The sequence below is a fragment of the Pannonibacter sp. CBAS1226 genome, assembly GCF_055685825.1.
In genome coordinates, this window is record NZ_JBVOUO010000007.1 from 208587 (window position 1) to 231216 (window position 22630).

19 protein-coding genes and 1 tRNA gene are annotated in these 22630 nt (G+C 65.0%); 8 read left to right on the top strand and 12 right to left on the bottom strand.

Features of this window, described 5'->3' with window-relative positions; all coding sequences use genetic code 11:
• Positions 1-223: 223 nt before the first annotated feature.
• A complete protein-coding gene (locus tag AC0CMF_RS19305; protein ID WP_050472322.1) occupies positions 224-1093 on the top strand; it encodes an RNA polymerase factor sigma-32 in 870 nt (289 codons plus the stop codon).
• A 219-nt stretch (positions 1094-1312) separates the two neighbouring features.
• Here the strand turns inward: AC0CMF_RS19305 and AC0CMF_RS19310 are convergent, their stop codons facing one another.
• Both AC0CMF_RS19310 and AC0CMF_RS19315 read right to left on the bottom strand, forming a co-directional pair.
• A complete protein-coding gene (locus AC0CMF_RS19310) occupies positions 1313-2782 on the bottom strand; it encodes a M48 family metalloprotease (protein WP_472482423.1) in 1470 nt (489 codons plus the stop codon).
• A gap of 22 nt (positions 2783-2804) precedes the next feature.
• The gene (locus AC0CMF_RS19315; protein WP_374630200.1) at positions 2805-3575 is read right to left on the bottom strand and encodes a hypothetical protein; all 771 of its coding nucleotides are present in this window, start codon (positions 3573-3575) and stop codon (positions 2805-2807) included.
• 397 nt (positions 3576-3972) lie between these two features.
• Here AC0CMF_RS19315 and AC0CMF_RS19320 point away from each other — a divergent pair.
• Positions 3973-4049: transfer RNA gene (locus tag AC0CMF_RS19320), tRNA-Arg, on the top strand.
• A 213-nt stretch (positions 4050-4262) separates the two neighbouring features.
• On the opposite strand, the gene AC0CMF_RS19325 is transcribed toward AC0CMF_RS19320, so the two are convergent.
• From AC0CMF_RS19325 to AC0CMF_RS19335, 3 genes are all read right to left on the bottom strand, one after another.
• Positions 4263-5276, bottom strand: a complete 1014-nt coding sequence (locus AC0CMF_RS19325) for a Gfo/Idh/MocA family protein (RefSeq protein WP_058898677.1) — start codon at positions 5274-5276, stop codon at positions 4263-4265.
• A gap of 141 nt (positions 5277-5417) precedes the next feature.
• The gene (gene ppk2 / locus AC0CMF_RS19330; RefSeq protein WP_374630199.1) at positions 5418-6338 is read right to left on the bottom strand and encodes a polyphosphate kinase 2; all 921 of its coding nucleotides are present in this window, start codon (positions 6336-6338) and stop codon (positions 5418-5420) included.
• Between the two features lie 187 nt (positions 6339-6525).
• Positions 6526-7482 carry an ABC transporter substrate-binding protein gene (locus tag AC0CMF_RS19335; protein WP_374630207.1) on the bottom strand — a complete coding sequence of 319 codons (957 nt, stop codon included), beginning with the start codon at positions 7480-7482 and terminating at the stop codon, positions 6526-6528.
• Between the two features lie 528 nt (positions 7483-8010).
• On the opposite strand from AC0CMF_RS19335, the gene AC0CMF_RS19340 reads away from it, so the two are divergent.
• On the top strand, positions 8011-8796 hold the full coding sequence (locus tag AC0CMF_RS19340) for a DeoR/GlpR family DNA-binding transcription regulator (protein ID WP_050472316.1): 786 nt from the start codon (positions 8011-8013) through the stop codon (positions 8794-8796).
• 5 nt (positions 8797-8801) lie between these two features.
• Here AC0CMF_RS19340 and modC read toward each other — a convergent pair whose 3' ends face one another.
• The 4 genes from modC to AC0CMF_RS19360 form a co-directional block, all read right to left on the bottom strand.
• On the bottom strand, positions 8802-9920 hold the full coding sequence (gene modC / locus AC0CMF_RS19345; protein ID WP_374630198.1) for a molybdenum ABC transporter ATP-binding protein: 1119 nt from the start codon (positions 9918-9920) through the stop codon (positions 8802-8804).
• The gene (modB, locus tag AC0CMF_RS19350) at positions 9917-10615 is read right to left on the bottom strand and encodes a molybdate ABC transporter permease subunit (protein WP_374630197.1); all 699 of its coding nucleotides are present in this window, start codon (positions 10613-10615) and stop codon (positions 9917-9919) included. Before modB ends, modC begins: the two co-directional genes overlap by 4 nt.
• A 35-nt stretch (positions 10616-10650) precedes the next feature.
• A complete protein-coding gene (gene modA / locus AC0CMF_RS19355; protein ID WP_374630196.1) occupies positions 10651-11451 on the bottom strand; it encodes a molybdate ABC transporter substrate-binding protein in 801 nt (266 codons plus the stop codon).
• A 92-nt stretch (positions 11452-11543) separates the two neighbouring features.
• Complete coding sequence (locus AC0CMF_RS19360; protein ID WP_374630195.1) at positions 11544-11960, bottom strand: winged helix-turn-helix domain-containing protein; 417 nt, start codon at positions 11958-11960, stop codon at positions 11544-11546.
• Between the two features lie 203 nt (positions 11961-12163).
• On the opposite strand from AC0CMF_RS19360, the gene msrB reads away from it, so the two are divergent.
• From msrB to AC0CMF_RS19375, 3 genes are all read left to right on the top strand, one after another.
• The gene (msrB, locus tag AC0CMF_RS19365) at positions 12164-12610 is read left to right on the top strand and encodes a peptide-methionine (R)-S-oxide reductase MsrB (protein ID WP_050472312.1); all 447 of its coding nucleotides are present in this window, start codon (positions 12164-12166) and stop codon (positions 12608-12610) included.
• Between the two features lie 2 nt (positions 12611-12612).
• Positions 12613-13119 (top strand): peptide-methionine (S)-S-oxide reductase MsrA, encoded by a 507-nt coding sequence (msrA, locus tag AC0CMF_RS19370; protein ID WP_122522198.1) that lies wholly within the window; start codon positions 12613-12615, stop codon positions 13117-13119.
• An 82-nt stretch (positions 13120-13201) separates the two neighbouring features.
• Positions 13202-14707 (top strand): protein adenylyltransferase SelO, encoded by a 1506-nt coding sequence (locus AC0CMF_RS19375; protein WP_374630194.1) that lies wholly within the window; start codon positions 13202-13204, stop codon positions 14705-14707.
• 314 nt (positions 14708-15021) lie between these two features.
• Here the strand turns inward: AC0CMF_RS19375 and AC0CMF_RS19380 are convergent, their stop codons facing one another.
• Both AC0CMF_RS19380 and AC0CMF_RS19385 read right to left on the bottom strand, forming a co-directional pair.
• Positions 15022-17457 (bottom strand): YbcC family protein, encoded by a 2436-nt coding sequence (locus AC0CMF_RS19380; RefSeq protein ID WP_472482424.1) that lies wholly within the window; start codon positions 17455-17457, stop codon positions 15022-15024.
• Between the two features lie 44 nt (positions 17458-17501).
• Positions 17502-19130 carry a proton-conducting transporter transmembrane domain-containing protein gene (locus AC0CMF_RS19385; protein WP_472482425.1) on the bottom strand — a complete coding sequence of 543 codons (1629 nt, stop codon included), beginning with the start codon at positions 19128-19130 and terminating at the stop codon, positions 17502-17504.
• 98 nt (positions 19131-19228) lie between these two features.
• Between AC0CMF_RS19385 and AC0CMF_RS19390 the strand changes: the two genes are divergently transcribed.
• Positions 19229-20134: a LysR family transcriptional regulator gene (locus AC0CMF_RS19390; protein ID WP_472482426.1), complete on the top strand. Its 906-nt coding sequence runs from the start codon at positions 19229-19231 to the stop codon at positions 20132-20134.
• Between the two features lie 2 nt (positions 20135-20136).
• Here the strand turns inward: AC0CMF_RS19390 and nikR are convergent, their stop codons facing one another.
• Entirely contained in the window at positions 20137-20604 is a 468-nt protein-coding gene (gene nikR, locus AC0CMF_RS19395; RefSeq protein WP_472482427.1) for a nickel-responsive transcriptional regulator NikR, read from the bottom strand.
• A 140-nt stretch (positions 20605-20744) separates the two neighbouring features.
• On the opposite strand from nikR, the gene AC0CMF_RS19400 reads away from it, so the two are divergent.
• Positions 20745-22334: an ABC transporter substrate-binding protein gene (locus AC0CMF_RS19400; RefSeq protein ID WP_472482428.1), complete on the top strand. Its 1590-nt coding sequence runs from the start codon at positions 20745-20747 to the stop codon at positions 22332-22334.
• Positions 22335-22630 lie beyond the last annotated feature (296 nt).

Genomic DNA, 22630 nt, shown 5'->3' on the forward strand with positions numbered 1-22630 from the left:
TGCCAGAAACCTGGCCCGGCGGGCAGGCCGAAAGGCAGCCCTCAAACGAAAAGCCTATCCAGGGCAAGGAGTTGCCCTCCCCCGCAGCTTTGCGTGCCTGAGGCGCGCTGACGGGCACTGCATTCCCCGGCTGCCACGCCACCGTCCAAACCGGGTGAAAACGCTGATCTGGACCGCCGCAAGTGGCGTAACATATCCGACAAGCAACAGGGAGCCTGCCATCATGAGTACATCGATGAGCACCCGGCGTCAGATCGTCAAGGCCGCCATCAACGCGCCGTACCTTAGCCGTGAGGAAGAACAGCAGCTCGCCATCAAATGGCGGGATGAACAGGATCAGGCCGCATTGGACCGCCTGTCCCTCTCGCATATGCGTCTCGTCATCGCCGTGGCCGCCCGCTTCCGCAACTTCGGCCTGCCGATGAATGACCTGATCCAGGAAGGCCATGTCGGCCTGCTGGAAGCCGCAGGCCGGTTCGAGCCGGAGCGCGAGGTCCGCTTCTCCACCTATGCCACATGGTGGATCCGCGCCTCCATCCAGGACTATATCCTGCGCAACTGGTCGATCGTGCGCGGGGGAACTTCCTCGACGCAGAAGTCGCTCTTCTTCAACCTGCGCCGTCTGCGCGCCAAGATCAGCGCCGAACAGCAGGGCATCAACGAAAGTGAGATGCACCGGCAGATCGCCGAAACCATCGGCGTGAAGATTGCCGACGTGGACATGATGAGCGCCCGTCTCTCGGGGCCCGACACCTCGCTCAACGCGCCCCTGTCAGATACGGAAGGCAGCAGCGCCGACCGGCAGGACTTCCTCGTCTCCGATGCGCCGCTTCCCGATGAAGTGGTGAGCGGCGAGATCGATGGCGAACGCCAGCGCAAGTGGCTCCGCTCCGCCATGAATGTTCTCACCGAGCGCGAACGGCAGATCGTGCGCGAGCGGCGCCTGAAGGAAGAAAGCGCCACGCTGGAAGCGATTGGCCAGACCATGGGCATCTCCAAGGAGCGTGTCCGCCAGATCGAGAACCGGGCTCTGGAAAAGCTGAAAGAAGCCCTGCTCAAGGCCCAGCCGGACCGTCTGGCCCTGATGCCGTGAGGCCCACGCGGAGGTCATCCTCTACCTGCCAGCCAAGCCTGTCATCCCCGCGCAGGCGGGGATCCAGTACTCTCTGAAACCGTTACGGCGAAGAAAGGGAGTACTGGATCCCGGTCTTGCCGCTACGCGGCAAACCGGGATGACACCGGATAAGGCATTGAAAGCCAAAGAGGATGGGCCCCCGCTGCAGCACGGTTTCAGGCTTAGCTCAACCCCGCTTCAATCCACCACCAGCTTCACCGACGTTCCTGCCGGGATCTCGTCATCCGGGCGGAAGCCGTTCAGCACGGAGAAGAACTCCAGCCGGCGCGACGGTTCGATGCCGCTCATGCCGATGGCGAGGCTGCGCGGCGTATCGCCGTCGCGGCTCTGCACCACCTTGATGCGCAGCGACTGCAGCCGCGCCCGCTCTGTCGGAGACAGCTGGCGGAAGCTCTGGATCGTCTGGTCATAGTCGCGGGTGAAAGCCCCGCCCGGATCCCGGCTGGCGAAGATGAAGCGGTAGCCATTGCGGCCGATGCGGACCACGGCGATGCGGAAGGACCAGCCCTGCGTGATCGCAGAGCCGACCACCGCCGGCAGGCCGTTGATGGTTGTTTCCTTGACGCTGTCGGGAATGAGGCCGTTGATCCAGCCCGCATTCATGTAGCTGCGCAGGCTGTCATAGCCGGTCAGATCGGCCCCATCAAAGCGCATGGCCGTGCCCGAGCCATTGCTGGCCAGCACGGCCTCCGGCGAGTTTTCCAGCACATAGCCGGCCGGCACCGAGAAACCGATGCCAAGCGCCTTGTGCAGGAAGTCGCGCCCGCGCACGAAGCCTTCCAGCGGATCATCACCAAACAGCATGCCGTCGATGTTCGACAGATAGGCCGTGCGGTCACGCTCGCCGATGCCCGGCGCGCTGATGGCGCGCGCCTCCTGGACGGCAAGGTTCATGCGCTCCGGCGTGCTCGGATGCGAGGAAATGAAATCCGGCGCGGAAGAGCCTTCCTTGCGCGCGCTCTGGAGCGCCGCAAAGGCCGACATGGAATTGAGGAAACGTGCAGCGGCAAAGGGGTCAAACCCGGCGCGGGCCAGCGTGCGCACGCCGATCTTGTCCGCCTCCAGCTCCTGCGCCTGCGAGAAGCGGGCGAAGGAAAGCTGCGAGGAGATGACCGCCTCTTTCACCTTCTCCGGATCCTTCACCACATTGCTGACAACGCGGTTGGCAAGCTCGGTTGCCTCGGCCTTCTGCTGCCGCTGGATGGCGTGATTCGCCGTCACATGCGCCATTTCATGGGCCAGCACCGCCGCAGCCTCGGACGTGTCATTGGCGAGCGCCAGCAGCCCGCGGGTGATGTAGAGATAGCCACCCGGCAGGGCGAAGGCATTCACCGCCGGAGAATTGAGGATGGTGATGCGGTAGCTCTGGCTCGGATCATCGGAAGCGGCCACGAGACGGCCGACAACAGCCGCAATAGCCCGCTCCGCGCCGGGGTTCTGATAGACGCCGCCATAGGTCGCCACCACACGTGGATGTTCACGCGCGCCGATATCAGCCGCAAGGCCCGGCCGCAGCGTGCCCGGTGCCACGACGCCCACAGAAGCCGAATTGCCGCCCAGCATCTGGCAGCCCGCGAGACTGGCCATCAGGCCTGCCGTCAGCAGGATGCGGAGCGCCTTACGCACCGGGCTAGACTGGTTCTTCACTGGCACTGTTCCAACCGGCAATTCATTCACCGCCCGACACTCTGTCCCTGGCAAAAGCTTCAATCTGGACCGGATCGGTCACCTCCAGCAAAGGCCCGTTCCTGTCCTGCAAAATTCCCCTCACCCGGACCCAGCGCCCTTCCAGCGCCTCCGGCGGCACCCCTTTGGCGGCCAGTTCGGCATCCAGCCGAGCATCAATTGTGACTGTGAAATCCGAAGACCAGTGACGGCCAAAATTCAGATAGCGAGTCTTGCCGCTTTTTCCAAGAGATACAACAGGTCCTTCAACGATCGTGAAGAGCCCTGTGCGCTCCGAAAGCCCGGCCAGATCGCCCGAGCGCAACCGCACCCCTTCGCCCCAGTCCGCCCCAAGCTTCTTTCGTGCAACGCTTTCGCGAAGCTGGAGTTCCCTCAGGCACTCAGAGGAAATGGCCGGCGCCGCATTGCCACGGGCCTTCACGGGCGGCAGAACGAAGGCAAAACCATCGGAAAGAAGCCGCCCCTGCAGCCATCCGCCCGGTGCCTCCACCTGGGCGGACCGGCGGACCCAGCGGTCTTCCGGCCCCAGGTCACGCACTGTCAGCCCGGTGCCGGGCGCCAGCATGTCCCGCAAGGCATCGCGGCCCGGCTGCGCCAGCCAGACGCCCGCCAGCACGATGCGGCGGCCATCTTCAAGGGTCAGTTCGCCGCTATCCGATATGGAGGCGAGGCGAACGGCTTCGGCCTTGCCTGCACTGCCATGGCAAGCCAGTTCGGAGGGAAGGCCGGCGGCCTGCGCCCGTGCAGCAGGCATGACAAAGGGCGGGAGGACCAATCCGAGCCCGCACACAAAGGCAGCGCTTCCCGCCCTGCCCCAAAGGCCTCTTGCCCTGCGCATCACAGAACTTGCCTGCATCCACCCTCCAGCCAGCGGAAACCACCTGCCCCGAACCGCCCAAAGCCCTGCAGGCCCGGCAAGCCACAGCCAGGTGAGGAATATCCCGGTCTGGCACCCCTGTCGCATAGGGGATGATTGCGGCTCATAAATGGCGGAAAAGGCACAAGATTTGTGCGCATTGCGGCTTCACCCGCAATTCACACCCACCGCGGCGCCCCCTGACAATGGATTGTCAACAGCCCCCTGCCACCACATTTCCCGCCACACACACTCTCGCCCTCGCCCGCAAATCATGCTATGCGCATTCCCGGCTGGTCCCGTAGCTCAGCAGGATAGAGCATCAGATTCCTAATCTGAGGGTCACAGGTTCGAATCCTGTCGGGATCACCATTTTTTCAGGCCAGTCAAACCGCCGTTACCGCTCTGCACTCCGTGCAGCGGAATCTCCGGCAACACATGCTTCCTTCTCTTTCGTCATGGCCGGGCTTGTCCCGGCCATCTGCAAACCATTGATTTGTTTAGATCCTCGGCACAAGGCCGAGGATGACGATGGAGGGGCTACAGGTTTGCCGGCGGCCTCATGCCCGCCCGGGTCTCTCAACCTCACACCTTCACCCAAGCCCCCGCCTTGTCCGATGCAAACAACGCGTCGAGGATGACCATGTTCTGGATGGCGTCTTCGGGGCCGTAAGGGAACGGGGCTTCGCCGAGGATGGCCAGGCCGAAGGCGTCGATGAGTTCGGCGTATTGATCGGCAGGCTCAACCTCGATGCGCTGCGCACCGGCATCAGCGAACTGGACGCCATCATCCAGCAGCAGCGAGACGGACCCGCCCTGCGGGGCGTTGTAGGGGATGGTGATTTCCAGCCGCTTCTTCGTGCCCACGAGCTGCAGGCGCTGATAGGGCGCAAGCTGGGTGGCGACGGTGAAATCAAGACGGCGGCCGCCGCCGAAATCCAGAATGCCGCTGGAAAGACGGTCCGTGCCGAAAGCCGGATCCCGGTCGACCATCGACATGACGCGGACAGGCTCGGCCTCGAAGAAGAAGCGCCCGGCCACCATCGGATAGCAGCCGATATCCAGCAGCGCCCCGCCGCCGATGTCGGCCCGGTTGCGGATGTTGTCCGGGTCGGCGTTGAAGTAACTGAAGAAGGACTGGATGGCCCGCAGCTCGCCCAGCTCGCCCGAACGGACGATCTCGCGCGCCTTCAGCCACTGCGGATGCCAGCGCACCATGAAGCCTTCGGCCACCAGCGGGCCGGATTTCGGCAGGGTGAGCAGCTGGCGCGCCTCTTCGGCGTTCAGCGCCATCGGCTTTTCGCACAGGACGTGCTTGCCCGCCCGGGCAGCCTCAAGGGTCAGCGGCACATGCAGGTGGTTCGGCAGCGGATTGTAGATGGCGTCGATGTTCGGGTCCGCCAGCAGCGCCTCGTAGCTGCCGTGCGCCACCTGAATGCCGAGCTGGTCTGCGGTTTCCTGCGCCTTGGCCGCATCGCGCGAGGCAATGGCCACCAGTGAGCCGGTATGCGAGGCACGGATGCCGGGGATCACCTTTTCACGGGCAATCTTGGCAGTGGACAGGACACCCCAGCGGATGGGCCGTGAAACCAGAGACATGAGTTACGCTCCTCAACGTATGGAAAGCCGTTCCTCCGGCAGCTGCGGAGGAACGGAAAGACGGGAGCCGCAGATTGTCAGGCTTTGCTGCAGAAGGCCAGAGTCATGAGCTGAAAAACCTGCCCAGACTGCGTCACACTCTCAGTAACGCTTGGGCACGTAAAGCTCTTCCGGCAGCGTCATGCGCTCGTAATCCGGGTTGAACACGCGGTCCGGCAGCTTAACCGGATCATGCGGGATCTCCTCGTAAGGCACCATGGACAGAAGGTGCGAGATGCAGTTGAGCCGCGCCGCCTTCTTGTCGTTGCCTTCGACGATGAACCAGGGCGCCTCGGGAATGTTGGTGCGGGCGAAGGTTTCTTCCTTGGCCTTGGTATAGGCCTCCCAGCGCACCCGGGACTGCAGGTCCATGGGCGACAGCTTCCACTGCTTCAGCGGATCATGGATGCGCATCAGGAAGCGCAGCTGCTGCTCCTGATCGGTGATGGAAAACCAGTATTTCACCAGCTTGATGCCGGAGCGCACCAGCATACGCTCGAACTCGGGTACGTCGTGGTAGAATTCCTCCACCTGATCATAGCTGGCAAAGCCCATGACGCGCTCGACGCCGGAGCGGTTGTACCAGGAGCGGTCGAACATCACCATTTCGCCGGCAGCCGGCAGATGCGGCACATAGCGCTGGAAATACCACTGGCTCTTTTCGCGCTCGGTCGGGGCAGGCAGCGCCACGACGCGGGCGACGCGCGGGTTCAGCCGCTGGGTGATGCGCTTGATCACGCCGCCCTTGCCGGCGGCATCGCGGCCTTCGAACAGAACCACGAGCTTGTAGCCGGTGTGCTGCACCCAGTCCTGCATTTTCACCAGCTCGGCCTGAAGGCGCAGCAGCTCGTGGAAATAGACCTGCCGCTCCACCGTCGACTTGTGCTTCAGATCGGAAATGAAGGCGAGTTCACGGGCCAGTTCCGGCGACATGAGCTGGTCGTCGATCTCCATTTCCAGCTCTTCGTCCAGGCTGTCCAGCCACTCCGCCTGCGCCCAGCTGATATCCCGATTGTCGTCCATGACCGTCCCGTCTCCAGATCCGGCGGCTGCGCCGCCCCTTGATGCCGGCAAACTACACGCAGATTGCGACAGATTGCCGAAGGTCCCGGCCTGATGTGGGGATTTTCGCGCAGGCCGGAAAGGGAACCAGGAACGAAAACGGGCGGCGAAGCGCCGCCCGTTCTGTCTTTGTGAGCCGGTTGCCGGATCAGAGCTTGTCGGTCACGACCGTGGTGGTGGCGCCAGAGGGCTCCTTGGTGATCACCGGGTCGGAGCCGCCGGAGAGCAGCGACTTCACGGTGCGCTCGTAAGCCTCCATGTCGAGCTTGCCGTCGGAGCCATCCACCAGCTTCACCACTTCGCCGACCATGCGCTTCTGGTGCTTTTCGGTCTGGGCACCGGTCGCATCGTTTTCCAGCACGATCTCGGCGGCTTCATCCGGATTCTCGGCCGCATAGGCCCAGCCCTTCATGGAAGCGCGCACGAAGCGGGCGTATTTGTCCACCATGGCCGGGTCGTTCAGGCTGGCTTCCAGCACATAGAGCCCGTCTTCCAGCGTGGCGACGCCCTGATCCTCATATTTGAAGACCACCAGATCATCTGCCGGAATGCCGGCATCGATCACCTGCCAGTATTCATTGTAGGTCATGGTGGAGATGCAGTCGGCCTGCTTCTGCAGCAGCGGATCCACGTTGAAGCCCTGCTTCAGCACGGTGACGCCATCAGCCCCGCCTGCCGTGGGCATGTTCAGCTGGCTCATCCACGACAGGAACGGATATTCGTTGCCGAAGAACCAGACCCCCAGCGTGCGCCCCTTGAAATCCTCGGGAGAGGTGATGCCGGTTTCCTTGCGGCAGGTCAGCATCATGCCGGACTTCTTGAACGGCTGGGCGATGTTGACGAGCGGCACGCCCTTCTCGCGCGAGGCGAGGGCAGAGGGCATCCAGTCGATGATGACGTCGGCACCCCCACCGGCGATCACCTGCGGCGGGGCAATGTCCGGACCGCCCGGCTTGATGGTGACATCAAGGCCTTCAGCCTCGTAGAAACCCTTGTCCTTGGCCACGTAGTAGCCCGCGAACTGGCCCTGCGTCACCCACTTGAGCTGCAGCGTCAGCTGGTCCGCCGCATGGGCCGCGCCCGTGGTGAGGGCTCCTGCCAGCATGGTGGCGGCGGCGAGGGCCTTTACTGCGAAATGCGCCATTCCCCTTCTCCTCTTGCATGCCCGGAGCTGAAGCCCCGGTCTCTGGAAGTGTCATGCGGGAGCAGGCGTGGCGGCGTGAAGACTGCCAGCCGGTTTCCGGTGGCGGGTCCCCCCATATCCTTCGCCTCCCCCTCCGGGCCCGTTTGCCGGGCCATCTTCTTGTCGTCACCTGACCATTTGGTCAAAAAAGCCTAGGGAACCTGCGGCCCCAAGGTCAAGGTGATTATTTGCGCAGCGGCGGCTATTTTGTAACCAGACGCAAGGTCAAGAGTGCGCGGCTTTCGGGGCCGGGTCAAAGGGATTCCATCTCCGCAATTGGATGGATTGCAGGCAGGCAGCTGTCATCTTATGTTCATATGAACGTCGCCAGCGGTTCATATGAGCGGACTATGGGAGAGGAACCGCCCGGTGCACAGTCAGCCGAAAGACGGCAATGGCTTGAGGCCTGACCCCGGAAGAGCGGGCGGCAACCAGAGTGGTGGTGCGAATATGCTCGGTCAGCAGGACTTAAGCAACAGGCAATCGGAGATTGCCGATCTGGTGCAGAGCCATGGCTTCATGTCGGTGGAGAGCCTTGCCGAACGCTTTGACGTGACGACCCAGACCATCCGGCGCGATGTGAACCGGCTGTGCGAAATGGGCATCCTGCGGCGCACCCACGGCGGGGTGGAACCGCCCGTGCCGGGCGGCAATGTGCATTACAGCACCCGCCGCATCATGAACCTGCCGCAGAAGCGCCGCATCGCCCGCATGGTCGCCAGCATGATCCCCGACGGGGCCTCGCTTGCCTTTTCCATCGGCACCACGCCGGAACTCGTCATGCAGGAACTGGTGCGCCATGAAGGGCTGCACATCTTCACCAACAATCTCTATGTGGCGGTGACAGCCTCGGAGAACCCCGGCTTTCATGTCACCATCGCCGGAGGGCGCCTGCGTTCGGGCGACAGGGACGTGCTGGGCACGGTGACCCAGGACTTCTTCGCCAGCTACAAGGTGGACTACGGCATCTTCGGCGTCGGCGGCGTGGATGAAGACGGCACGCTGCTGGACTTCACCGAAGAGGAAGTGGCGGCGCGGCAGGCGATCCTTGCCAATTGCCGCAATTCCCTGCTGGTGCTGGACCAGAGCAAGTTCGGCCGCGTTGCCCATGTGCGCGGCGGGCACCTCAGCCACCTCAGCCATGTGGTCTGCGATGGCCCCATCCCGGACGCGCTGGTTCCCGTGCTGGAAGCCTCGGGAACACAGCTGGTCATCTGCCCACCGGAGGAAGACTGACCGGCCTACCGGCCGTCATCCGCAAGCCTGCCTATCTGTCCGCCCGCGATCACCGCGACGGATTTCAGCACCATGAAGCAAGGCACATCCGGCGCCAGTTGCAGGCTGGTAGCGGAGCGGGCGGTGATCCGGGCGAGGAACAGATGCGGGCCGCAGACCAGTTGCACCAGCAGGCTGCCGGTCTGGGCCGGTGTCAGACCAGTCACCTTGGCCGGCAGCACGTTGAGAGCCGACAGGCCCTGCGGCACCTGACGGGAGATCAGGATATCCTCCGCCTCGATGCGCAGCCGCACAGGCTCACCCGGACCGGCGGAGAGGCGCGGCAGCAGGAGGCGGCTTTCGCCCCCTTCCCCATCGGGCAGGCCAACCTCCGTCAGTCCATCCTCCGTATGGGCGCGAACAATTCCCTCCAGCAAAGCACCGGCGCCGGAAGGCCCGAGGGCGGAAAGGGACTGCGGATCAGCCAGAACAGCGCCCGGCGTTCCGGCATGGCGCACGCGGCCGTCCTCCAGAAGCACCACGTGGGAGGCAAGCCTTGTCACCTCAGCCAGCGAGTGGCTGACATAGAGCACCGGCACATCGCTGGTCTGCGTCAGCCGCTCCAGATAGGGCAGGATCTCGGCCTTGCGCGCGTCGTCCAGAGCGGCCAGCGGCTCGTCCATCAGCAGGAGACGCGGGCGGGAGAGCAGCGCCCGGCCGATCGCCACCCGCTGCTTTTCACCGCCCGAAAGTGCCGCCGGGCGGCGGGCAAGCAATGGCGCGATGCCCAGCAAATCAACGATCCGCTCCAGATCCACCGGCCTGCCACCGCCGTTGAAGGCATGGCCATAGAGCAGGTTCTGCCGGACGGTGAGATGCGGAAACAGACGGCCTTCCTGAAACACATAGCCGATGCGGCGCCGGTGCGGCGGGATGAAGATGCCCGAAGCACTGTCCCACAGAACCTCCCCATTCAGCCGCACATGGCCGGCATCCGGGTGCAAAAGGCCGGCAACCGCCTGCACCAGCGTCGTCTTGCCCGAACCGGAACGGCCAAACAGCGCCGTCACCCCGGCGCTGCCGGTGAAGGCTGCATCCAGCGAGAAACCCGGAAAGCCGTGGCGGATGGAAACTTCAAGCGTCATCGGCCGGAAATCCTGCGGGCGACCCGTGCGGACACGAATTCGGACAGAAGCAGCGCCGCCATGGCGATGGCGATGGAGACGAGCACCAGCCGGAAGGCGGAAGTCTCGCCGCCCGGCACCTGCAGGAAGGCATAGATGGCGGAAGGCAGCGTCTGCGTCTGGCCGGGAATGTTGGAGACAAAGGTGATGGTGGCGCCAAACTCTCCCATCGCCTTGGCAAAGGCGAGGATCGCCCCGGCGATGATGCCGGGCAGGATCAGCGGCAGGGTAACGGTGAGGAACACCCAGAGGCGCGAGGCCCCCAGCGTTGAGGCCGCCTCTTCCAGCTTCACATCCACCGCCTCGATGGACAGGCGCATGGCCCGCACCATCAGCGGAAAGGCCATGACGGCTGCCGCGAGCGCCGCACCGGTCCAGCGGAAAGCGAAGACCAAGCCGAAGGTTTCCTCCAGAAAGCTTCCCACCGGGGCCCTGCGGCCAAAGGTGATGAGCAGCAGATAGCCGGTGACGACCGGCGGCAGGATCAGCGGCAGATGTACAAGGCCATTGAGCAGCTGCCGCCCATAAAACCGCCCCCGCGCCAGCGCAAAGGCGGTGGCAAGGCCCAAAGGCAGGCTGAGCAGTGTGGCCCAGAAGGAAACCTGCACGGAGAGCGCGACAGCGCGCCACTCCTCGGGGCCAAGCCATTCCGTCATCTCAACTCCGCCTGCCCATCATCTGCACCGGCCCTTTATCGTGCCAGAACCGTGAAGCCTTCTGCCTCGAACACGGCGCTGGCCTTCTCCCCCTTCAGATAGGTGAGAAAGGCCTCTGCCCCGTCACGGGCCTGCGCGGTGAGGCCTGCCGGATAGACAATAGGCGCATGGCTGCCTTGCGGGAAGGTGCCCACGATGCTGACCTTTTCGTCAGCCGCTGCATCGGTGCTGTAGACGATGCCGAAAGGCGCTTCGCCGGTGGCAACGAGCGCAAGGGCGGCACGCACATTGTCCGATTGTGCCACCTTGGGCTCGACCGAGGCCCACAGGCCCAGTGAGGTCAGTGCCGCCTTGCCATAGACACCTGCGGGAACGCTGTCCACCAGCGCCATGGCCAGCTTGCCATCGCCGATCATGCCGGAGAGGTCCAGCGCGGAAGTGATCTCCACCTTCGGCGCATCACCGCCGTGAGCCACGAGCACCAGCGTGTTGCCAAGCAGATCCGACCGGCTGCCCGCCTTGATGAGGCCTGCCTTGTCGAGCGTATCCATCCAGTCCGTGCTGGCCGAGATGAAGATATCCGCCGGCGCCCCCTGCTCAATCTGCTTGGCCAGCGCCGAGCTGCCCGCATAGGACACCACGACAGACGCGCCGCCGCCGGCCTGATACTCCGCCACGATCCGGTCCAGCGCCGTCTTGAGGGAGGCAGCCGCAAACACCGTCACCTCCTGCGCCTGTGCCGCAAGGCTGGAGAGAGACAGGGCCGCAACGGCGGCCACGGTGAGCATGGCACCACGCAGGCGCCCCGCCTTGCTGCGGCGAAGATGGATGGTCATGCGTCTCTCCCTGACAGGCAAAAGGCGGCAGTCAACCGCCCACCGATATGTTCAGCAGGAAATATCGCAAAGCTCACCCCTTGAGGCAAGCGTTATTTCTCGCCGGGAATATCCCTCAGCAGGGCGCATATGGCATCGATCTCGGGCGCGCCTTCCTGTGCGAGCCGCTCCACCAGCCGGTGATAATTCGCCAGAACCAGCTCCCCGGCCTCCGTCAGCCGCGCACCGCCGCCCCTTGCCCCGCCGCGGGCACTGTCCACCAGCGGCTCGCGGAAGGCCGCATTGAGATGCTCCACCAGCTGCCAGGCGCGCTTGTAGCTCATGCCCATGCGCCGCCCGGCCCCGGCAATCGAGCCTTCCTCGCGGATGAATTCCAGAAGTTCGGCCTTGCCCGGCCCCAGCATCGCGTCATTGCCGAAGACCAGCCGCAGCCTGAGGCGCGGCCAGGGCTCGCCCGCTGGAGCCGGAGAGGTTTCGGAGGCGGTGGCGGAGGGATCATCTTGCATCATCCCGCCACCCTGCAAACCGCCCGCCGCTTTGGCAAGCGGAAAGCTGCGCTTCTCCCGCGGCAGCGCCATCCGGCAGGCCGGCAGCCCCTCACATTCCGGTGCACGGCTGGCCACGGGCTGGGCAAGCGGGGCGGGACACTCCATATTGCATCCGAGGCCTTGAGAAGGCACCCCTCTCCCGCCTGACATTCAGGAGTTCATCCATGACACGATACGAGAAGTCGGCAGATGCCATTGCAAAGCTGACGCCCGAACAATACCGCGTGACGCAGCAGAACGGCACCGAGCGGCCGGGCACGGGCGAATATCTCTATAACAAGGAGCCGGGCATCTACGTGGACATCGTCTCCGGCGAGCCGCTGTTTGCCTCCTCGGACAAGTATGAATCCGGCTGCGGCTGGCCGAGCTTCACCAAGCCGATCGAACCGGCCAACGTGGCCGAACTGCATGACGCGTCCCACGGCATGATCCGCACCGAGGTGCGCTCCGCCCATGGCGACAGCCATCTGGGGCACGTGTTCCCCGACGGCCCGCGTGACCGGGGCGGCCTGCGCTATTGCATCAACTCGGCCTCCCTGCGCTTCGTGCACAGGGATGACATGGAGCGGGAGGGCTATGGCGCCTATCTCGACCAGGTGGAGGAGATCTGACGATGACAGAGACAGCCATTCTCGCAGGCGGCTGCTTCTGGGGCATGCAGGATCTGATCCGCAAGCTGCCGGGTGTCATCTCCACCCGTGTCGGCTACACGGGCGGCGATGTGCCCAATGCCACCTACCGCAATCACGGCACCCATGCGGAAGGGATCGAGATCATTTTCGACCCGCAGCAGATCAGCTACCGGCGGATTCTGGAGTTCTTTTTCCAGATCCACGACCCCACCACCCCCAACCGGCAGGGCAATGACGTGGGCATGTCCTACCGTTCGGCCATCTATTATCTGAGTGATGAGCAGAAGCAGACGGCGATCGACACTGTCAAAGATGTCAATGCATCGGGCATCTGGCCGGGGAAGGTGGTAACGGAGATCGAACCTGCCGGTGACTTTTGGGAAGCCGAGCCGGAACATCAGGACTATCTTTTACGTTACCCGAATGGATATACTTGCCATTATCCCCGGCCCAACTGGGTCTTGCCCCGCCGCCCGGCGGCGGACTGATTTTCCGCGGCGGGCGCCGCTTCGGTGCCCCCCGCTCCAGCCTGTTTCTCCACGCCCGCCGGGCCGCATTGCCGGAATACCGATGACCGAGCCGCTTTTCCGTTTCGACAACAGCTACGCCCGCGAGCTTGAAGGCCTCTATGTGGCCTGGAACGGCGCGCCTGCGCCTGCACCCCGGATGCTGAAATTCAACAAGGATCTGGCCAGAGCGCTGGGGCTGGATGCGGTGCGGCTGGCCGGTGACGAAGGGGCACAGATCTTCTCCGGCTCCGTGGCGCCGGAAGGGGCGTCCCCATTGGCGCAGGCCTATGCCGGGCATCAGTTCGGCGGCTTCTCGCCGCAGCTGGGCGATGGCCGGGCGCTGCTGCTGGGGGAAATCCTCGACCCGGATGGCAGGCGCTTTGACCTGCATCTGAAAGGCTCCGGCCAGACGCCTTTTTCCCGCGGCGGGGACGGCAAGGCTGCCGTGGGGCCGGTGCTGCGGGAATATGTCATCGGCGAAGCCATGCATGCCCTCGGCATCCCCACGACGCGGGCGCTGGCGGCCGTCGCGACCGGGGCACCGGTGCTGCGCGACAGGGTTCTGCCCGGCGCCGTGCTGGCGCGGGTGGCTTCAAGCCACATCCGGGTGGGCACGTTCCAGTTCTTTGCCGCGCGGGGGGACGTGGTCCGGCTGACGAAGCTTGCCGCCCATACCATCGCCCGCCACGACCCCGGCCTTGCTCCGGATGGCAAGGTGACGCCCGAGGCTGCGCTTGGCCTGCTGGACCGCGTGGTCCGGCGGCAGGCCTTTCTGGTGGCGCAATGGATGCTCGTTGGCTTCATCCACGGTGTGATGAACACCGACAACATGACCATTTCGGGCGAGACCATCGACTACGGCCCTTGCGCCTTCATGGAAGGCTATGACCTCAGGACCGTGTTCAGCTCCATCGACACCCATGGCCGCTACGCCTATGGCAACCAGCCGGCCATCGCCCAGTGGAACCTTGCCCGCCTCGCCGAGGCTCTTCTGCCGCTGATGGGCGATGATGAAGATGCCGCCATCGAGAAGGCCGGCGCCTGCGTCAACGGCTATGCGGAGCATTTCCAGACCGCCTGGATCAATGGCGCGCGGGCGAAGCTTGGCCTTGCCTCCAGCGAAGAGGGCGACGACGCCCTGGTGAAATCGCTGCTTGCCGCCATGAGCACGCCGCAGGGCGCCCTGGGCCAGCATGCGGCGGATTTCACCGGCACCTTCCGCGCTCTTTGCCGCTTCGAGGCTGAGGGCGAGGCCGCCCTCGCCCCGTTCTTCGGTCGCACGGAACGCATCACAGATTTTGCGCAGGCCTACACGGCACGCCTTGCCCGCGACAGCATGGCGCCCGCACAGCGCCGGGCTGCGATGGAAGCGGTGAACCCCATCTACATCCCGCGCAATCACAAGGTGGAAGAGGCCCTCGCCGCCGCCACAGAGGGCGACCTTGAGCCCTTCGACAAGCTGGTAGAAGTTATCTCCCGGCCCTTCACCGAGCGCCCCGGCCTTGAGCCCTACGCCGAACCCGCCCCCTCCACCTTCGGCCCCTACCGCACGTTCTGCGGGACGTGAGGGGAAGGACCCAAGAGGACTGAATCTGCTCGTCTGGTGAGACGGAGAGCTGCCTCCCTAAAAAGCCGCAGCGCCCCTCTCCCCCCTTGAGGGGGAGATGTCAGCGCAAGCTGACAGAGGGGGGTAGCGGCGGCGCAGCACAGCAGGAACTCTCGTAACAAGCGGATAGTCAGATACCCCCCTCTGCCCCCTGCCGGGGGCATCTCCCCCTCAAGGGGGGAGAGGAACTGGTGTCTGACTGACAGCCCGGAAGAAGCACTGCCCCTTAAGGCGAGAGTTGCTGAAAAGCCGTGCCTTGCGAACGGGAAAGCCCCTCACCCCAGCGGCGAAAAGCTCAGCCCGCCAGCATAGCGGCTGACCGGCTTGCCCTCATCATCCAGCAGCAGCAGATGCAGCCAGCGCTGGTCGAACAGGGCCCGCACGCCGGGATGGCGGGAGAGGATGTCCAGCACGGCGTGCTCCGGTGCTTCCACCATCACGGTCAGCCGCAGCGGCTCGTGCATCAGCTTTTCCCCGTCATGCACCGACTGCCAGGTGAGGCCGGTGCGCAGCAGGCCGCCGTTGCCTTCCACCACACCCATGCCGCCAGCGGCATTGTGCAGCAGCTTGTTGCCCGCGCCGAAAAGCTGCGGCACCACGGCCGAGCCGTAATATTGCAGACTGATCCAGCTTGCGACGACGACCGGAGCGGTGAGGATCAATTCCAGCACCCGGAAGCCGTCGTCCTTGGCCGCCACATAGTCGTGCAGGAACACCCGTCCCCCGAGATCAGCCCCGGCGCTGTGCTGGCGCGGGGCGGCGATGAAGGCGGCGCAGCCTGCGAGGCCCCATTCGGGCCGGGTCTGCGACCAGTCCCGCGCCCTTGCGCCCATCGCCTGCTGCCGATCAGCCCCCGGCAGCTTCTCTGCCCGTTCCGCCCGCGCCAGCGCCCCGGCCGATGCCAGCCAGTCCTTCAGCTGCGCCAGATCCTGCGCATGGGCAGATGCATCCACATCGCCATCATAAAGGGTGACGCCATCAGAGGCGGTGTCATGCAGTCCGGCGAGGAACAGGGTGTCCTCAGGAACGGCGATGCCCTCAGCGGTCAGCCCTTCCCGCACAGCCGGGTCGTTCAGCAGAGATGCCAGAAGCCGGGCGTTGACCTCACCGGAATGGCCGCCGCAGGCGCCGCATTGCAGGGCGCTGGAATGCAGGTTGTTGCGCACATCCGAGCCATGGCCCGCAATCAGCACGATCCGGGCAAAGCCTTGCGTCAGCGACATGGCCCGCAGCACGGTGGCCGCCGTGGCAACCGCCTGATCCGGCGCCAGCGGCGGGTCAAACCGGGGTGCTGGCGTGGCGTCAGCCGCAGCCTTTGCCGGCAGCAGCGCATCCTTGACCAGCTTGGCCGCATAGAGCGGACCTGCCGCCTCGACAAAGGCAAAGGATGACACAGCCGCCTGCCGGAACCTGCCAAAGGCCCGCTTTGCACGCGCCGCAATCCGGGTGTTCCTGTCTGCCTCTTCCTGTCCAACCGGCGTTGAGCAGGAGAACCGGGCCGGCTGCAGGAGCACGGGCAACCGCTTTTCCGCCCGGCTTGAGGCAAAGCCCCGGTGGCTGGTGCCGATGCCGAAAAAGCCCGCAAAGCCAAGGGTCCGGATGGCAGGATCAAGCGATTCCAGCGACCGCCGGAACACTTCCGAACGCACGTCGATGCAGAAGGCTGCCTGCACGGCGGGCCTCTGCACGGCGCTGGCGGCAAGCGGCGTCTTGCGGGCGGCCAGCTTGCCTGAAAGCTTGCGCTGCGTGGCCCGCTCCGATGCTTCCTGCAGCACCGCGTCGATGATCATGTCTTCGGCAGGCAGGACAGGCTGCGCATGGGCAGCAGCCGTCTGCCGCCACTTCAGCAAGGCAGCCTCTCCCTTGATGCCCTGCCCGGCCAGATGCAGGAACAGTGCCTCTTCCCATACGAGCCGGATGGCCAAGAGGTCGAGAAGCGTTGCATCCGTGCCACCGGAAAGCTCTGCCTCCCACAGCCGGTAGCGGGCGGCCTGCGCCCAGCCGCCAAGACCGAGCAGCAGCTGATGGAAATAGCTTTCCAGCGCCTCACCCGTCAGACCCAGCGTCGTCACGGCCCGCAGGAGTGCGCCCTGCGCCGTATCCGGTGCGGCCGCCACGAAGGCGCCAAAGCCGCTCAGCCCCATGATTTCGGGCGTCAGGTCATGCGAGCCGTTCATCTGCCAGCCTGCATAGACCGAACGGCCCTTTGCCAGCGGCCAGAGTGCCTGGCCCTCATCGAACAGCGCGGCACAGAATGCGCCCATCCGGTCGGTCACCAGCGCCTCGAAATCCCAGTCCCCCAGCGCCGTGGCAAGTGCCGCAACGGTGGGCAGAGCCTGGGGTGCGGACGGCTCGGCATTCAGCCGGGCGATGACCGCGCCGGCATCGAAAGCCAGCGGCTCAGGGCTTGCCGCAAGTGCCTGTGCGATGTCTTCCCGTGTCAGATCACCCGCCGCCAGCTTGGCGGCAAAGACGCTGCGGGGCGGAGTGATGCGCACACCGGCCAGCCGGGCCAGCTTTGCAGCCGTCTGGGCAAGGGTCATGCCCGTCTGGCCGAGGAAGGGATTGACGGCGACGGTTGCCGCCAGCGGGAAGGCGGGCGGGATCTGCCGCTGGGCGGCCTGTGCGGCCTCCATAACGGTGGCAAGCGGCAGGGCGGGAAGCGTATCACCAAGAGAGGCGGCTGCAGCCGGATGCATGTGCAGGGTCATTTCAGGTCTCCCGTTCGGAGAAAAGGACAAATGAGGTCAGCAGGTCAGGAGCGTAAGGCGGGCCGGGCCAGCCAGCGGTCCAGCAGCGCATTGACGTAAAGCCCGTTGGCGAGATGCACCCTGAGGCCTGCTGCAGCCGGATGCGCCGCCCAGAGCGGGAACATCGCCTGCGTCACCGCGATCACACCGAAAGTTGCCAGTGACAGCAGCAGCAGAGCCATTTCCAGCGGGCCGGGCTGCGGCACCGGCGGCAGCGTGCCGCCGTAGATGGCTGCGGCAACGCCGTGGAAGGCGAAGTAGGCAGCCGCGGTTGCCAGCGAAGCGGCAATCGTGCGCAGCATCAGCCCGCGCGGCGCGGCACCTGCCAGCCCCTGCGCCATCAGATAGGCGACGCCGAAGATGAGGATGACACCGAGGGCCAGCGCCTGCGGCGGCTTGTCCGCCCAGCCGAAGGCCGCAGCCGCCAGGGCATAGACACCCACCGCCAGCGCAAAGGCCCGCGCCACGGCTTTGGCTTCCGGCACGGCCACCGGCCCCGGCCGGGAGGCTGCGGTCACCGCTTCCACCGCCGTGCCCGAGGAGAGGAAGGCGTGGGCCTTGTAGAGCGAATGGGCCACGATGTGCAGCAGCGCCAGATGGAACAGACCGAAACCGCACTGCAGGACCATGAAGCCCATCTGCGCCACGGTGGACCAGGCGAGCGCCGTCTTCACCAGAGGCTGGGTCAGCATTACCAGCGCGCCGAAGAGCGCCGTGAAGCCGCCGATCACCACCAGCAGTGCCAGCACACCGGGGCTGAGCAGCATCACATCGGCAAAGCGCACCAGCAGGAAACCGCCCGCATTGATGACGCCCGCATGCAGCAGGGCCGACACCGGGGTGGGGGCTTCCATCACTTCCGTCAGCCAGCCGTGCAGCGGGAACTGCGCCGACTTGAGGCAGGCGGCCAGAGCAATGAGTGCAGCCGCCGCGACCGCCAGCGTGCCGCCTTCGCCCATCCGGGCCTCAGCCAGAATGGCCGCGATGTCACCCGTGCCATAGGTGAAGCCCAGCGCGAGCACACCGGCCAGCAGTACCGCATCGCCCGTCCAGGCGCTCAGCCGCTTCTTCGCCAGCACCTTGGTGACACCCGGCCGCTCCGGATAGAACCGCAACAGCTGCATCAGCGACTGGCTGGCCATCACCCAGGCAAGCCAGATCTGCGCCAGCGTCGCGGCAGAGACGAGCAGGATCACGGCCGCCAGCGTCAGGCACAGCCAGCCCGTAAAGGCCCCCTGCCGCGCTTCGCCGTCGAGATAGGTCCGCGAGTAGCGCAGCACGATCCAGCCGATGAAGCTGACCAGCACCAGCATGGTGACCGACACCGCATCCAGCCGCAGACCGGGCATGAACAGATCCGCCAGCGGATGTCCCGTCTGCACGATGACCTGCTGCGGACCCGTGATCAGGAAACCGGCCAGAGCCGCCAGCGCCAGAAGAAAGGCCGCAAGACCGGAAAGCTCAGCCAGGCGCGGCAGCGGATGGGGACGGCGGCTCCGCCGCAGCACAGGACGCAGCGCAGCCACGGAGGCCACGAGAGCCAGCAGCCCGGCAGCGCCAGCAACGGCAATCACGCCATGGGACGCGGCAGAGAGAAGCGCAGCAGGCAGAAGCGCGGCGGACATTTCAGGCATCGGAACCTCCGGGTTACTCGGACGCCGCAGTTGGTATCAGCCCACCAAACCCAATAAAAATACATTGTTTGTGCGTTTTCGTTCTATAAAATAGAACTATGCCTGACCTGAACTATCATCACCTGCGCTATTTCCGGGCCGTGGCCCATGATGGCAATCTGACCCGCACGGCGGAGCGGCTGAACCTGTCGCAGTCGGCCCTGTCCGTACAGATCCGCCAGCTGGAGGAGCGGCTGGGCCATGCCCTGTTCGAGCGGCGGGGCCGCCAGCTGCATCTGACCGAGGCCGGACGGATCGCACTGGATCATGCCGATGCCATCTTCTCCGCCGGAGAAGAGCTGATCGCCACCCTGCGCCAGACCGGCACCACCCGGCAGGTGCTGCGGGTGGGCGGCATGGCAACGCTGTCGCGCAACTTCCAGATTGCATTCCTGCGCCCGGTGCTGGGGCGGGCGGATGTGGAAGTGGTGCTGCGCTCCGGCTCGCCGGCGGAATTGCTGCATCAGCTGGAAACGCTGAACCTTGACGTTGTGCTTCTGACGCGCCCGCCAGAGAACAACGCGGATCTGCCCTTCGTTGCCCACAAGCTGGCCGAACAGCCCGTCAGCCTCATCGGCCGGCCGGATGCACTCACGGCGGGCCTCAGCCTTGGCCAATACCTTGCCAGCGCCCCGCTGATCCTGCCGACGCGGGACAGCAGCGTGCGCACCGGCTTCGATGCACTGGCTGCAAGACTTGATGTCAGCCCGCAGATTGCCGCCGAAGTGGATGACATGGCGATGATGCGTCTTCTCGCCCGCGAGGGGCTTGGCCTTGCCATCATGCCGCCCATCGTGGTGCGGGACGAACTGGCCAGCGGCCTCTTGCGGGAAATCGACCGGCTGGAGGGACTGACAGAAAGCTTCTATGCGGTCACCCTGTCCCGCCGCTTCCCCAATCCGCTGCTGCGCGATCTCATCGCCGCGCGGCCAGCTGACTTTGCCGCCGGGAATGACGCAGACTGACCTCAGAAACTGTCGCGCACCTTGAGGTGCATATGGCTGTGGCTGGCGCCATCGCCATGCTGATGCACCTCCTCTTCCTCGCTGACCGGCACCAGCGACAGCGCACCATGGCGTACCCCCCGCTCGGTGAAGAGGCCATTGGCGTAGTTCTCGACCGTCTCCACCGGCCCGCGCATCACCGCCACTTCCACCGCCACCGTGTGGTCCAGCGGCACGGACAGCGCGGCAACAGCCATGTGGTGATGCTCGTGCCGGGACTGGGGCACCCGGCGGCCAAGGTCGCGCATCGACAGATCCACCGTATAGCTGAGCACGCCGACGCATTGCGCATTGCCCGAGGCCTTGCGCGCCAGCCCGCGCCGCAGAAGATCACGCAGGGCTTCGGAGCGGTTGGTCGCACCCGAACGCGCCATGAAGGCATCCAGCTCGTCCAGAAGATCATCCTCGATGCTGATCGTGATCCGCTGCATGGGCCCTGTGTCTCCGCCTCGTGTTCAACCATGCCGCCAATTTGGGCAAGGCGGCCCTGCCAAGAGACTTGCATCGGATTGCCGCCAGATGCAGTATGAAAAAACAAAATGAATTTCATACTCATCAGGACGACCGCCCCATGCATCTGCGCAGCCGCCTTTTTGCCACCGCCTCCGCCCTTGCATTCGGGCTGCTTGCCGCCGCCAGCGTGACGGCGCAGCCCGCCCCCCCGGCGCTGGTGCTGGCCGTGGGAGGCGAGCCGGAAACCGGTTTTGACCCTATCACCGGCTGGGGCTCCTACGGCAATCCACTGTTCCAGTCCACCTTGCTGAAGCTCGACACGGATCTGAACCTCGTTGGTGATCTGGCAACCGCATGGACCCTTTCGGATGACCGCAAGACCTGGACACTGACCCTGCGCGAGGATGCAAAATTCTCTGACGGCACCGGGCTGACGGCGGAAGATGCAGCCTTCACCTACAACACGGCGCGTGATGCAGGCGGCGTGGTGGATCTCACCAATCTGCGCGAGGCGCGCGCCACTGGCCCCTACACGCTGGAAATCGAGCTGAAGGAACCGCAGATCACCTTCACCAGCCGCCTTGCCAGCCTCGGCATCGTGCCGAAAGCCTCCTATGGCCCGGACTATGCCCGCAAGCCTATCGGCTCCGGCCCCTTCCAGCTGCTCGAATGGCGCGAAGGCGAACAGCTGGTGGTGGAACCGAACCCGCATTGGCATGGCACGAAGCCCGGCTTCTCCCGCGTCAGCTTCGTCTTCGGCTCGGAAGATGCTGCCGTCAGCCTCGCCCGCACGGGCGCCGCCCAGCTCGTGGCCGTACCTTCCTCGCTGGTGGACGAGACGCCGCAAGGCATGAAGAGCCTCCACGTGAAAACCGTCGACAATCGTGGCGTCATGTTCCCGATGGTGCCGGAAACAGGCGCGAAGACGGATGAAGGCTATCCGATCGGCAACAGCGTGACCTCGGACAAGGCCATCCGCACGGCGCTGAACGAGGCGCTGGACCGGCAGGCGCTGGTGGATCTCGCCCTCTCTGGCCATGGACGGCCCGCCTATGGTCCGGCTGACGGCCTGCCCTGGGACAATGCAGATGCGAATGTGAAGGGCGGCGATAGTGAAGCGGCCCGCGCCACGTTGGCCGCAGGCGGCTGGCGCGACAGCAACGGCGATGGCGTTCTCGAAAAGGACGGCACGGATGCGGCCTTCACCCTGCTTTATCCGGCGTCCGATTCCACCCGGCAGGCACTGACGCTTGGCGTCGTGGAACAGGCGAAAGCGATCGGCATCCGCATCACCCCGCAAGGCAAGAGCTGGACCGAAATCCGCACCATGATGCATGCCAACGCCGTGCTCTTCGGCTTCGGCTCGCACAGCCCGGCGGAAATGGTCCGGCTCAACGGCAGCCGCTATGCGGGCGCGGGCTATTACAATCCGGGCTATTACAACAACCCAGCCGTTGATGCCGCCTTTGCCAAGGCTGAAGGCGCAGAAAGCTTCGAAGCCTCCCTGCCCTTCTGGCATGCGGCGCAATGGGACGGCGCCACCGGCTTCGGCTCCAAAGGCGATGCCGCATGGGCCTGGCTCGTCAATCTGGAGCATTCCTACTGGGTGTCGGACTGCCTCGACACCGGCCGCCAGCAGGTCCAGCCCCACGGCCACGGCTTCCCCATCACCCGCAACCTCGAAGACTGGCGCTGGACATGCCAGTGAGGGCTGAACGTTCCGGGGACCTGCATCTCCTCTCCGCTCTTGAGCTGCCGGTTTCACAGATCATGTTTGAAGCCGGTCAACGCGCAGGAAATGCCTGCAATCAGGCCGCCCCGGCACGGCCTTTCAGCCCCCCTCCCCCTCGTGGGGAGGGGTTAGGGGTGGGGGGAAAGGACGTGCCGGCAGGCAGAGTATCCATTGTTCTCCGGCAGCCATATCTCTCTATCTCTCTTCAGAAGAACATCCACCTTACAGATGACCGCAGGCTCAGAGCCCCCCACCCCTCACCCCTCCCCACC